The sequence below is a fragment of the Streptomyces crystallinus genome (assembly GCF_039521265.1).
GTDB lineage: Bacteria > Actinomycetota > Actinomycetes > Streptomycetales > Streptomycetaceae > Streptomyces > Streptomyces crystallinus.
Genome location: NZ_BAAACA010000034.1, coordinates 281156 through 293332 on the forward strand (window position 1 = coordinate 281156; position 12177 = coordinate 293332).

Below are 12177 nucleotides of genomic sequence, written 5' to 3' on the forward strand. Positions count from 1 at the left end.
GTCACTCTGCGAGTGCACGCCATCTGGGACCGACCCGGTCGAGGCGGCGTCAGCACGGATCGAGTGGTCGCATACCGCCTGCTGCGGCCACGTCAGCAGCGGGGAGGACCCATGTCCCGTCGGATCAGCACCTTGTTCATCCTGCCCAGCGCCGCCCTCCTCGCTCTTACGGCGAGTGTGGCGACAGCCTCGGCCGCTGGGGTAGCTCACGGCGACTTTCTCTATACCAGCGGAGCAAACACCACCATCGGCCTGCGCAACGCGCCGACGGACAAGTGCATCCCCCTAGTGATGGTGGGCGCGAAGAGCGGAACCAATGGCACGGACAGGACGGCACGCATCTACGCGACCGGCGACTGCCACCAGCAGTTGGTCGTCGCCGCCGCCGGGAAGCCCGGGCGCGGCACCGCATGGAACACGCCGGACTTCCAGCCCACCGCGCACTCGGTATGGTTCGAGTGCGACAGCCCGGCTGTGTGCTGAGGCCCAACGCGGCGTCGATCGGGGCGGATCCAGACATCGCCCCAGGGTTCGTCAGCAACGCTGCTGGCCCTTCTCTGGTTGTTCCACGGGGAGCGCGTTCCGTACGCCATAGTGGGAGTAGCGGAGCCGGACGGGGGGATCCTTCATGATCGAGCAGGCGTACCTTCAGCAAGGGGACGTGACCGTCCCGGCGGTCGCGTCGTTGCGGACCCGGATCGCCGCCGCGATCGACAACAATCCCGCGCCGGGCACGGGCAGCGTCCTCGACCGCGTGACCTTCTGGTTGCAGCTGCCGACCACCACGATGTTCACCGGCATGCTGGACAAGCTTTGCGAGGCTCGGGGCGCGCGCGTGGCGAACGCCCTCAGTTCGCCCGGAGCAGGGGGGCTCTATGACCCCGCGGACCTGTCAGCGGCTGCGGACATCACGGCCAAGTGGACCGCGATCAGTGAGCGCCTGCACGCCGGCCGTGCCGTGACCGTCAAGGGCCCGACCGACCATGTCGGCGGGCCCAGAAGCCTGTTCATCCAGCCCAACGGGGCCGGGTTCCACGTGATCGTGCTCCTCGCCACCGGCAACGACGGCGGACCCGACGGACGCCCCTTCTTCCTGGCCTTCGACCCCGACGTCAGTGCCGTGACCGAGGCCCGCCAGACATGGACGACCAAGAAAACCATCGGCGACACCAACGCGAAGGTGCCCGCGCTCACCGCCCCGGAGGCCACCGCGCACATCAAGCTCATGCTGCTCGGCAACGACCCGAACAGCTTCGGCCCGCTGATCCGCAAGTACTACATCGACACGGCCGCGAGCTTCCCCGCGATCTCCCGCGCCGGGACCGGTCAGTAGTTATTGCGGCGAGATCGCGCAACCCGCAGTCCTGAACCGCCCGGAGCTGCGCGCCGTCGCCGACACGGACCGCGCCGCGTACCGCCCGGTGAAGGCTGGCCGCCCCGGGGCAGGCGCAGTGGGAGATCAGACGCTCGGAAGGCGGACGCAATCTGTCGGGGACACGGCTGAAGTCGCCCATCGCCGCGAAGTCCACCGCGCGCACGGCCCCTGCCCGGTGCCCGCTCACCTGGCGAACCGTCCTGTCGCGATCAAGATCCGGGCACACCTACCATCACCCCCGTGAGTGACCCATCAGCCCTGGCCCCGTTCCACCTGGACGCAACCGGTGAATCCGACCCCTCCCACTGCCTCTATCTCTTCGCCGGCGACATGGAGCAGGTCGCCGACGTCTTCGAGGAGCACAACGCCGAGAGCCATGGCCACGGCTGGGAGGGGCTGGCCGGGTCACTGGTCAATTCCCGCATGCCCGACAGTGCGGACCAGCTTCACTTCGGATCAGAAGCCGACACGTTCGTCGTCTTGAGCAGCGACCTCAAAGCCCTCACGGAGCTGGCCGTGCTCTTACGCTCCGCGTTCCACAACCGCGAACTCCTCAGCCAGTACATCCTGACGGCCGAGCCACGTTTCCTGGAGCGATAGGGCCCCTGAGTGGAGCTGGTCTGGTCCGATTCACTCGCCGTCTCAGAGCGTCTCGTCCGTCCTGGCTCCGCTGCGCGGTGCGGCGGCTCTTCATTCCTCGTCGTCGACGTGGCGTGCCCGAAGCCATGCTGCCTCGAACTCGTCCGGGTGGATCTCCTTGTCCGCCCACTCAGGGTCGAAGAGGTCCACAACCGGCGGATTGAACGGCCAGTCGTCGGGACCACTCTTCAACGCGGCTCCGTCGTCGGCGAGTTCGACCTGACGCAGCCTGCGGCCGTCGGAGCCGACCTCCAAGAGGAAGGTCGCTGGTTCACCACCGTCGCCGTCCCAGCGGCGCCGAAGGCGCACGATGCTCCGGCCCGCGAGTGCGCCGAAACCGGGGCGGCCGCGCTGTGCGTCGCGCTTGGCCCGCAGCCCGTCCAGGCCCGCAGGCATGGCCGGCTCGTCGATGTCGACTTCGTCCAGGTCCCAGTTGGCACGCTCGACAGCATCTGGACCGTCGACCACCTCGACCTCGGCGAACGTCTCAAGAACTTCCCCGGCCGATCGTGCATGGACCCACCACCAGGTGCCGCCCATGCCGTAGTCGTGCAGGACGAGGAAACGGGCCTTCGACGCGGAGTGAGGGCTTGTCATACCGGCTGAGGGTAATGGAGCACGCGCGTCCCACTATGCCGCCGGCCCTCCCTGGTAGTTCGTAAGTCGTCCAGGCCGAGCCGCGCACGCGTCACCAACGCACCAGCCGGAGCCATGCACGGATCACGGTCGAGCACCCGGCCAGCGGGTCGACGAGCAGCGGCTGGCGCAGCTGTGGGTGGGCGAAACCGTCCGGCGCCACCCGCCCGAACGGCTGCCCGGCCCCGCTCAGCTCTTCCGCTCACCAAGGACACAGAATTCGTTGCCCTCCGGGTCGAGGAGGGTCACCCAGTGCTGTTCGTCCCCCACGGTGTCGGCACGCCGGGCACCGAGGGAGAGCAGCCGGGCGACCTCGGCCTCCTGATCGTCGGGGCGGAAGTCGGGGTGGAGCCGGTTCTTCGACGTCTTGCCCTCGGGGACAGGCACGAAGAGCAGCCCCGGCATCCGATCCGGCTCAGGCCGGATCTCGATGATCTCCTCGGTCTCGTCGACGACAACCCAGCTGAGAGCCTCGGCCCACCAGCGCCCGAGGGCGATGGGGTCGGAGGAGTCGACGATGATCTGTTCCCATTCCAGTGCCATGGACGTGAGCATAAACAGGGTCGGCCGACTGCTGGGGCCGGGGGTGGCTCCCGTCGACCGCCGGAGCACACCCTCGCCTGAACCGGAGTCATCGAACCAGACCGGTTGAGACAGCAGCTCCGCGTACCGGTCGAGGCCCGGGGAGTCAGCGGGACTGTCATGTAGTGGCGACGCTCCGGCACCGGCCGTTTCAAGGCCGCGACCGCAGGCGTAGTGTCCGGGCATGGTCGAACTGAACTTCCCGTCGGCGCACCGGAACCGCGCGGCAAAGTCGTCCGTGGTGTTGGCACTTGTCGTCTTGGTCGTCGAGGGGGTCGCCGCGTACGTCACGCTCGGTGGGGTGGGGTTCTGTTGGCTGGTGGGCGGGAGCATCGTCCTCCTCGCCCCGCTTGTGCTCCTGTCGTCGCGGAGCTGGAGCAGGGTCGGGGCCGACGGAATAACCATCTGCTGGGGCCTGGGAGGCGGCCGCACCTACCCCTGGCACGAGATCCAGTGGATTGACGTGCGCGAGACCCAAGGCCAGGGTTCCTCCGTGTCTGCGATCCGCGTGTTCCTGCTGGGCGGCCGGCGTCGCTCGTTGCCCGGGCTTTACCGCAGCGCCACCCATCCCGCTCCCGATTTCGACGAGCAGTTCCAACGGGTTGTCGACTGGTGGGAGTTGAGTACTGACCCGAGCGCCCGAGTGCGGCCCCCCAAGCGGTTCCGGGACCGGCTGACTCCCGTCACGGTCGGACTCCTCGTCGTACCCGCGGCCATTGCCGTCGCGGCCGTCGTGGCTCTCGTGGTCTTCGGACCCCACTAGAGGAGTGAGGCGACGCTGACGAACGCCCACCTGAGCCGGTCGACGCTGATTGAGACGCAAAAGGCTCGCCAGGATCAGCGACGGCAGAGATAACGGAGATACCGGAGAGGAACGTCCGGCGCACAGCCCGTGGCTGGCTGAAGGGAGTTCCCGCCGAGGCCCCGACGTCAGCCGATGCCGCGCTCCTTGAGCATCCCCGCGAAGGCGCCCGCCTCGTAGAGGGCGTCGTCGGGTCCCAGCGGCTTGCCGTCGAGCAGCACCGTGGGTGTACCGCGCGCGCCGGACGTCTCGAACGCCTTCTCGGCGCGGGCGGTCCAGTCGGCGTGGGCGCCGGAGGTGACCGCCTTGTCGAAGGCGGCGCCGCGCAGCCCGGGCACCTGGTCGGCGAGCGCGAGCAGGAAGGCGGGGGTGAAGCCGTCGATGGATTCCTTCGGCTGGGAGGCGTAGAGGGCCGCGTGGTACTCGGGGAACTTGTTCGCGTCGAGGGAGGCGCGCAGCGCCCGTGCGGCGTTCGCCGAGCCGCTGCCGCCGAGGTTGACATCGAGGAACGAGGCGATGGTGTACTCGATCTTGATCTTGCCGTCGGCCGCGAGCTCGGCGAGCTTGGGACCGGCCGCGGTCTCGAACTTGGCGCAGTACGGGCAGCGCGGGTCCTCCAGGATCTTCACCGTGTGCGGGGCGGAGTCCTTGCCGACGATGAGCGAGGTCCCGTCGGCGCCGAGCTTGGCGGGCAGCTTGGCCAGTGTCGGCGCCGCTTCTCCGGCGCGCGCGGTCGGGCCGACCGTGGAGACGGCCGGCGCGGGCTCGGCCTTCTCCCCGCTCCCGGAGGAGCAGGCGACCGCACCCGCGCAGAGCAGCGCGGCGAGCGCTCCCAGAGTGGAGCGGTGTCGAGCGGATCGGGCGGCACTGTTCAGCACGAGAAGGGACTTCCTTGGTGGGACGGAGGAAAAACGTGGAAGGAGGGGTAGGGGCGGGCGGGCCGGCGCGCGCCGACCGCGCGCACGCCCTGAATGGTCAGAGCCAGCGCCCCCAGGCGAAGGTGACCAGATACGCCCGGCGGACCGACTGCCAGGTGAAGCCGGCCAGGCACTGGACGCCGAGGGTCAGCAGGAAGATCGCGGCGAAGGCGGCTGCCACGAGCAGCCCGTAGAGCGGGGCGACGAAGGCTCCGACGAGCGCCGACAGGATGATCGCGGCGGCCAGGCCGAAGTGTGCGTCGGGCAGGTCGGCGCGCAGGGCCGCGCGCTCGGCTGCCTCGTCGGCGGCGGCACGTGCGTGGGCGTCGTGCCCGTCGCCGGGCACCGTCCCGAAGTCGGGGTCTTCGCTCACTGCGTACCGCCCGTGCTGGTACCGGCGCGGCCGAGCAGCGCCGTGACCGTCTCGGTGTCGGCGGCGCTCGTCATTATCCGGATCTCCTGGCCGTCGGAGGTCCGGTAGAGCAGGTCGGTGTTCCCGGCCCGCCAGCTGTTCGCCGTCTCCGCGATCCGGCCCGCCGGGAGGGGCAGGGCCTGGCGCATCGGGCGGATGAAGACCGCCTGGCCGCCGTCCGGGGCCGCGGTCAGCTTTCCGTAGACCGATCCCCTGCTGCCGGTTCCCTGCTTCCAGGTGATGCGGCAGGGGATCTGTGCGCGGTTTCCGGCGCGCAGCTGTGTGGAGCGCTCAGCTGCCCGGCGGCGTTGCACGGACATCACGACCCTCGTCGTGACACCCGCCACCGCGAGGATCAGAAGCATCTCGATGATGGTCGACATTTCTCTTTTCCGTGTCCTTGAATTCCGTGTCCGCACATTGTCCGTGCTTTTCCGCAGCACCGTTCCCGGAGGGGAAGCGGCGGCGCGGCCGGTGGGCGCCGGAATTCGTCCGGCGCCCACCGGTATCCACCCTAGAAGAGGTTCCGCACGTGGTTCACGATCGTGCTTCCCCACTGGCTTCTGGGTACGCCGTACAGCAGGGGTGACGATCCGCCCCGGGTGCTGAGCGAGGAGACCGCCGGGGATTTCGCCCCTCTGAGCACTCCGCCCACCAGGCCGCGGCCGAACAGCGTTCCGCCGATGATGCCCTTGGCTTCCGCCTTGCCCGTACGCAGCAGGAACTGGGCTCCGCCCTTCCTGCGCTCGTCGTCCGAGGCGACCGCCATATGGGCGCCGAGGCCCGCGGTGAACAGGGCCGCCGCGCCGACGATGAACAGACCGCCGCCGCAGACGACCGAGGCGATACAGGCCGCGGTGCCCATGGCTGCCACGGCGCCGACGGCCACGTCGACCACCTTGTGCTTCCAGTCACTCTTGAAAGAGTCGACCTTGTGCGAAATGGCATCGGACGCCTTCTTCGCTCCGCTGGAGACCGAGTCCCCTGCCTTGCGTATCCGGTTGCCCGCCGCCTTTACCTGCTTGGCCACGTACTTACGCGTGGCGTGATAGGCCCGCTTGATTGTAGGCCAAGCCTTGGTCTTCACCCATCGCTTGGTGGACTTCCAGACCTTGGCCGCCTTCTGCTTCACGCTCCGCACGATCTTCTGGAGCTTCTTCGGAACGTACTTGTGGTAGACCTTCTTGACCTGCTTGACGACCGGGGCGACGACCTTCTGCTTCACCCAGTTCGTGGCCTTGTGGGTGACCGTGGCCACCTTCTTCTTGGCCTTCTTCCACGCACCCTCGCCCCACCAGGTTCCGTCCGGGTCCGAGATCGTCGCGGGCGCGCTGTTGGCGTACTGGTACGCGTTGAGCTGCTGCGGACTGGTCGGGTCCAGGACCGGGTCGACCGAGATGAACCGGCCGAGCTGCGGGTCGTAGGGGCGGGCGCCGAGCTGGGTCAGCCCGGTGGTCCGGTCGATCGTGCCGCCGACGAACCCCTTGTTCCCGGTCCATGGCGCGGACTGCTTGAGCCGCTCGTTGCCGAACTCGTCCAGGGTGCGCCGCGTCACGTCCAGGCCGACCGAGCCGATCTGGGTGACGTTGGTGCCGTGGTGGTCGTTGATCAGGTAGCTGACCGGGGTGGCGCCGTCGTCGGCGGCGGTGCGCACGGCGACCTGCTCGTCGCCGTGGGTGTAGTAGCGCGTGCCGCGCAGCGACTTCTTCACCGGGTCCCAGGTGAACTGCTCGTCGCCCAGGTTGAGGGTGACGCCCTGCGGGCCGCGGGTGATGAGCTGCTTGCCCTCGGCGTCGTAGAGGTAGCTGCTGGTGTTCCCCTCGGTGTCGGCGGCGACGAGGTCGCCGCTCGCGTCCCACTGGAGGGACTGACCCTTGGGCAGCTCCGGAAGGGTGCGCTTGACGGTGTTGCCGGACTCGTCGTACTCGAAGGACGACTCCCCCGTCATGCCACCGGTCGTGGTGACCTTGCGCACGGCGTGCGGCTGGGCGGAGCCCGGCGCGTTGTAGGTGTAGGTGTCCTTGATGTCCTTGGCGGTGTCCCCCGTGGTGTCGTGGGTGGTGCGGGAGGTGCGGTTGCCCATCAGGTCGTAGGTGTACGAGTGCCAGTACGGGGCGAGCCCTGCCAGGTCCTCGGCCTTGGGCGCGGAGTTCGCGGCGCAGCCGGACTTCGGCGTCCAGGACTCCGTGGTACGGCCGAGGTAGTCGTAGCGGAAGCACTGGTTGTCGGTGCCCAGCGGGTTGTTGTCCTGCTTGGAGTTGATGCCGAGGACGTTGCCCATGGGGTCGTAGACGTAGGAGCGGTCGTCCGTGTTGGCGCCGCCGGTGACCTCGCGGTCAACGACCGAGCGCTCCAGGCGCCGGGTGGCCTCGTCATACGTGCTGGTCACGCCGACGCGCGCGCCCGCGGTGCCGTGCACCAGCTGGGTCGCCTCTCCGAACGGCGAGTAGCTGCTCTCCTGGACGTAGCGCACCCCGCCGCCCGTGGTCGCGGCGGGCATGCCGTCCGCGGTGTAGGTGTGGGTGACGCGCTCGGCCTTCAGGCCGCCCTTCGCCTCGTACTGCTCCCAGGCGATCTGGCCGGTGGTGGTGTAGCCGAACTTGACGTTGTACGTGCCCGCCAGGCCCGTCTCCTCGGCCGGGACGGTGACCGTCATGCCCGTGGGCTGGTAGTCGTCCGTGTAGCCGTCGATGGCCTCGGTGTAGGCGCGCCCGTCCTGGTAGCGCGTGGACGAGCTCAGATACCCCTTGGCCAGCGAGTCGTAGGTCCAGGAGGCGAGCTTGGTGCCGTCGGTGCCGCCCTCGTACGCGGCGGTCTTGCGGCCCGCGATGTCGTATGCGTACGACGTCTTCTTGCCCCGCGCGTCCGTGGTGGACGTGAGGCGGCCCTGATCGTCGTAGGACATGGTCTGGGTTCCGAAGTCGGGGTCGGTGACCTTGGTCCGGTTGCCGGCGACGTCGTAGGTGTTGGTCCAGGTGTTGCCCGCCGCGTCGGTGATGGTGGCGAGGTCGCCCTCGGGGGTGTAGGTGTACTTCGTGGTGTCGAAGGTGGCCGGTCCCGTGGTGGTCCGGTGCTGGCGCTGCTCCACCACGTTTCCGCGGACGTCGACGACCGTGGTGGTCGGTGTGCCGCCCTTGGGCGGGACGGTGGTGGTGACGTTGCCCGCGTACGCCGTGGTGGTGCGCCACTTCTCGTCGCCGAGGGAGTAGAACACCGACGCCGTGGGCCGCCCGGCACCGTCGTAGGTGTAGCCGGTGGCGCGCTGGAGCTCGTTGTCGTTGGGCTTGAGCAGGTCGCCGCTGACGGCCTGGTCGTTGTAGTAGGGGCCGTTGTGGGCGATCTCCAGGCCGCGCGAGTCGAAGACGCTGTCCTCGTTGACGCGGCCGCCGCCGACCGCCGGCACCTGGGTCTGCCGCTCACGCAGCAGGGCGTCGTAGATCACGTTGGAGGCGGCGTAGTCGCCGTCGTCCTTCAGCGTCTCCGTGGTCACCACGGAGGGCTTGGTCTGCGACATCTCGTAGCGGTAGCGCACCGAGGCGGACTGGGTGTCCTTGGCGCGGCCCGGCGCCCAGACGGCGAGGGTGCGGCCGAGCGCGTCGTACTCCGCGTCGGTGCGCCGCCCGTTGGGGTCGGTCTGCGCCAGCGGCAGGTCGCGCGTCGGGTTGATCTCCAGGGTGGTGACGTTGCCGAGGACGTCGGTCTCGGTCGTCTTCACCGGGTTGGCGCCGGTGGCCGGGACGTACTCGGTCCGGCTGGTCTTGCCGCTCGCGTCGACCTCGGTCAGCGGACGCCCGTAGGTGTCGTACGTGGTCTTGGTCGCGGTCTTGTACTGGGGCGAGCCGTCGGCGTAGTCCTTGAGGCCCTTGACCTCGGTGACGTTGCCCTTGTCGTCGTAGGACGTGACGGTGTCGGTCACCACGTCCTTGGGCCGCTGCGCGGTGGCCGAGCAGGAGACCGAGACGGTCTCGACGCGCTCGGGGTCCTCGAACATCCACTTGTCCGCGTTCTGCGCGTACGTGGTGCGCGTGCACAGGTTGTCGGAGTCGATGGACAGATCACCGGCGTCGTCGACCTCGACGGCCTCGCCCTGGTCGTTGTACGTGGTGGTCTTGCGGGTGCGGATCCACTGCTCGCCCTCGCCGAGGCTGCGGGTGCGGGTCTCGGCGGTGGCGGTCATCCACGAGGTGAGCGGGGCGAGACCGGCGCGCGGGCGCGATGCGGTCGCACCGCGCAGCCACGGGTCGGACGCCTCGGCGCCCAGCAGCTTTCCGCCCTCGCCGTCGTAGGTGAGCGACTCACGGACGGTGCCGGCGAGCGCGTCCGCGTCGGTGATCTCGCGGCCCTCGGAGTCGGCGACCTTCACCGAACGGGTCCCGGAGGCGGCCTTGTCGCCGTCCATGCCCCGGAAGAAGACGGCCTCGGTCTGGGTCCGCCCGGCCTGGCCCTTGGTGCCCAGCAGGGTGCGCACCTTGCCGTAGCCCCGCCACTGGCTCCAGGTGCGGTGCTCGGGCTTGGCCATCTCGCTGTCGTCGAAGTGCCAGGCAGGGGCGCCCAGATACTCGTACGAGCTCTCCTTGGCGGCGGCGCCGCCGGTGGTGTCGCTCTCGACGACCCGCGTCACCACGTACTTGTGGAACCAGTCGATCGTCGGCTTCTCGGCGCCGTCCTTGGCCCAGAACACCGGGTAGCAGCGCTTGGCGTTGGTCGCCGGGTCGGGCAGCGAGGCAGGGGTGCACTCGGGGGCCGAGTAGGTGGCGCCGATGACGCCACCCGCCTCGGTCCTGATGGAGGCCACGCGCCAGCGCACCATCGGCGCCAGGCCTTCCAGGCCGTCGACGCGGTTGGCCAGCTGCTCCCCGGTGAAGGTGACGGGCGGCAGCGTGACGGGGGTGCCGTCCTTGCCGGTGCGGGTGACGGACTTCAGCCACAGCGGCGGCGGCATGCCGTCGCCGGTCTCGGGGAAGCTCTGCTCCAGCTTGTAGGAGTCGACGTCCTTGAGGGCGCCGCCGACGAGCACCCGGGTCGTGATGTCGGTGAGGCGCTTGCGGCTGAAGAAGGTCGGCGACTTCTGCGTGGTGCACTTGGCGCCGTCGGCGCAGATCTGGTCGAAGGGGGTGTCCGGCCAGTTCTTCGCGGTGGTCTTCGTCAGCTTCTCGGGCGCGCAGTCGACACCGGTGCCCGGCACGCACCGCTCGGCGGTGGTGAAGGCGACCTCGGCCGGGGCCTTGGCGGTGAACAGCTCGTCGGCCTTCTGCCCGTAGCGGATGGCGTTGAGGTGTCCGCCGCGCACATAGGGGGTGGCGGTGTCGCTGTTGTTCTTGCCGTAGTTGTTGCGCTCCGCGGTGTACCAGTACGTCGAGGTGTTGCCCTGGGTGTCGACGACGTAGTCCAGGTTCCAGCGCCAGCCCTGGGTCTTGAAGGAGTTCGCGAACGAACTGGCGTAGCCGGGCTCGCCCTTGTTGTTGCCGGCGACCGGGACGGTCCAGGCGGAGTTGGTCTCCTCCTTGCCCGTGCTCCAGCCGGGCAGGCGGCCCAGCCCGAAGAAGTACTGGGTGCCGTCGGTCGCGGTCACCTTCCAGTGCTCGCCCCCGTCGGTGCCGTTGGCGGCGCCGGTCAGACGCTCGACCTTCTCGCCCGCGTCCTTGGTGGGCCGGTAGACACCGGTCTTCTCGTCCTTCACCAGCTGGGAGGAGGAGCCGCCCAGGGAGAGCGTGAGGATGTCCGGGCCCCAGCACAGGTCGCCGGTCTTGGCGGTGTTGTTGGCGCCGCCTCCCATGTCCTGTGAGCAGGACTTGTAGGAGCGCTCGACGAAGCCGGTGGAGTAGTCCCAACCGTCACCGATCCAGGACGACTGGTTGTTGGTGGCCGAGGTACGGCCGTCCAGCGCCTGGGAGTTGTAGGAGAGCGCGACGGTGGGGCCCTCGCCGGCCGGGGACTCCGGCGTCTCGATCGGGTACGCGTAGGTGAAGGCGCCCGAGGATCCGCCCTCGGACCACGCCTGCGAGGTGGAGAGCGAGGAGGCGGCGAAGCTGCCGCCGTCACCGGCCGCCTGGGCCGCCATGGCGTAGGTGGCCGGGGCCGCCCCGAAGGCCGCGAGGGGCACATCGGCGCTCAGCGTGCGCAGTTTCGGGTTGTTCTTCACGCCCGTGAGCGCAAGGGCCTGGCCGCGATCCTTGCCGTCGCCCACGCGGAACAGGGTGAGCCGGGAGGACCAGTCGCCGCCGTAGGCCTGAGCAAAGGCGGAATAATCCATTTCGACCCGGATTGATCCGTCGGTCGCCTTGCCGTCCTTGCGCTCCAGACGGATGAGCAGGCCGTCCACTCCGGCCTGCTGGGCAGCCTTGCGGTCGAGGAGGGAGACGCCGACCTTGCCGGGGGCGGGGTCGAGGGCCGGGGCCGCTGCCGCGCTGCGTGCGGCGGCCTTCAGCGGGGCCGGGGCCGAGGTGCGGCCCACCTTCACCGGGAGCGTTCCGGCCTGCTTGAGGCCCTGGGCCGCGGCGCGTCCGGCGGCCGGGGCGCCCGCACCCAGGGAGCGCAGGGCGGGGGCGGCAGGAGCGTCGGAGAGGTCGACTTCGGCGGTGCCCGCAGCGGGCCAAGTCGCCTTGCCCGGGCGGTAGTCGCGGCCCTTCATCGGGTCGCCGCCGAGGGATCTCACCGGCACCGCGGTGCCGGAGACCGACTTCTCCCGCTGCGTCGCGCGCAGGTGGAAATCGACCTGCGCGCGCTCGGCGGCCAGTGCGGGCCAGCTGCCGAGGAGGGGGGCGAGCAGCGCGGTCAGCAACACGCCCGCCAGGAGTCTCAGATGGCTCCGGGA

The 12177-nt window shown here is 69.5% G+C and carries 10 protein-coding genes; 4 read left to right on the top strand and 6 right to left on the bottom strand.

The features are described 5' to 3' along the window. Positions 1-111: 111 nt before the first annotated feature. The 3 genes from ABD236_RS24005 (at position 112) to ABD236_RS24015 (ending at position 1975) form a co-directional block, all read left to right on the top strand. Complete coding sequence (locus ABD236_RS24005; protein WP_344076609.1) at positions 112-483, top strand: hypothetical protein; 372 nt, start codon at positions 112-114, stop codon at positions 481-483. Positions 484-628: 145 nt separating this feature from the next. Next, a complete protein-coding gene (locus tag ABD236_RS24010; protein WP_344076611.1) occupies positions 629-1333 on the top strand; it encodes a hypothetical protein in 705 nt (234 codons plus the stop codon). A gap of 282 nt (positions 1334-1615) precedes the next feature. Continuing rightward, positions 1616-1975, top strand: a complete 360-nt coding sequence (locus ABD236_RS24015; RefSeq protein ID WP_344076613.1) for an Imm51 family immunity protein — start codon at positions 1616-1618, stop codon at positions 1973-1975. A gap of 90 nt (positions 1976-2065) precedes the next feature. Here ABD236_RS24015 and ABD236_RS24020 read toward each other — a convergent pair whose 3' ends face one another. After that, entirely contained in the window at positions 2066-2611 is a 546-nt protein-coding gene (locus ABD236_RS24020; RefSeq protein ID WP_344076615.1) for a hypothetical protein, read from the bottom strand. 228 nt (positions 2612-2839) lie between these two features. Beyond that, a complete protein-coding gene (locus ABD236_RS24025; protein WP_344076617.1) occupies positions 2840-3193 on the bottom strand; it encodes a VOC family protein in 354 nt (117 codons plus the stop codon). 223 nt (positions 3194-3416) lie between these two features. Between ABD236_RS24025 and ABD236_RS24030 the strand changes: the two genes are divergently transcribed. Beyond that, positions 3417-3995: a hypothetical protein gene (locus tag ABD236_RS24030; protein WP_344076619.1), complete on the top strand. Its 579-nt coding sequence runs from the start codon at positions 3417-3419 to the stop codon at positions 3993-3995. Positions 3996-4162: 167 nt separating this feature from the next. Here the strand turns inward: ABD236_RS24030 and ABD236_RS24035 are convergent, their stop codons facing one another. The 4 genes from ABD236_RS24035 to ABD236_RS24050 form a co-directional block, all read right to left on the bottom strand. Next, positions 4163-4912 (bottom strand): DsbA family protein, encoded by a 750-nt coding sequence (locus ABD236_RS24035; RefSeq protein ID WP_344076621.1) that lies wholly within the window; start codon positions 4910-4912, stop codon positions 4163-4165. Between the two features lie 97 nt (positions 4913-5009). Beyond that, the gene (locus ABD236_RS24040) at positions 5010-5324 is read right to left on the bottom strand and encodes a hypothetical protein (protein ID WP_344076623.1); all 315 of its coding nucleotides are present in this window, start codon (positions 5322-5324) and stop codon (positions 5010-5012) included. Beyond that, positions 5321-5746, bottom strand: a complete 426-nt coding sequence (locus ABD236_RS24045; RefSeq protein ID WP_344076625.1) for a hypothetical protein — start codon at positions 5744-5746, stop codon at positions 5321-5323. The genes ABD236_RS24040 and ABD236_RS24045 overlap by 4 nt, the downstream gene beginning before the upstream one ends. A 131-nt stretch (positions 5747-5877) precedes the next feature. Beyond that, positions 5878-12147, bottom strand: coding sequence for an RHS repeat domain-containing protein (locus ABD236_RS24050; RefSeq protein ID WP_344076627.1), 6270 nt, complete (start codon positions 12145-12147; stop codon positions 5878-5880). Positions 12148-12177: the final 30 nt, after the last annotated feature.

Coding starts and splice junctions, on each gene's coding strand:
- ABD236_RS24045 (WP_344076625.1), bottom strand. CDS start 5,746: ATGTCGACCATCATCGAGATGCTTCTGATCCTCGCGGTGGCGGGTGTC.
- ABD236_RS24005 (WP_344076609.1), top strand. CDS start 112: ATGTCCCGTCGGATCAGCACCTTGTTCATCCTGCCCAGCGCCGCCCTC.
- ABD236_RS24020 (WP_344076615.1), bottom strand. CDS start 2,611: ATGACAAGCCCTCACTCCGCGTCGAAGGCCCGTTTCCTCGTCCTGCAC.
- ABD236_RS24010 (WP_344076611.1), top strand. CDS start 629: ATGATCGAGCAGGCGTACCTTCAGCAAGGGGACGTGACCGTCCCGGCG.
- ABD236_RS24025 (WP_344076617.1), bottom strand. CDS start 3,193: ATGGCACTGGAATGGGAACAGATCATCGTCGACTCCTCCGACCCCATC.
- ABD236_RS24030 (WP_344076619.1), top strand. CDS start 3,417: ATGGTCGAACTGAACTTCCCGTCGGCGCACCGGAACCGCGCGGCAAAG.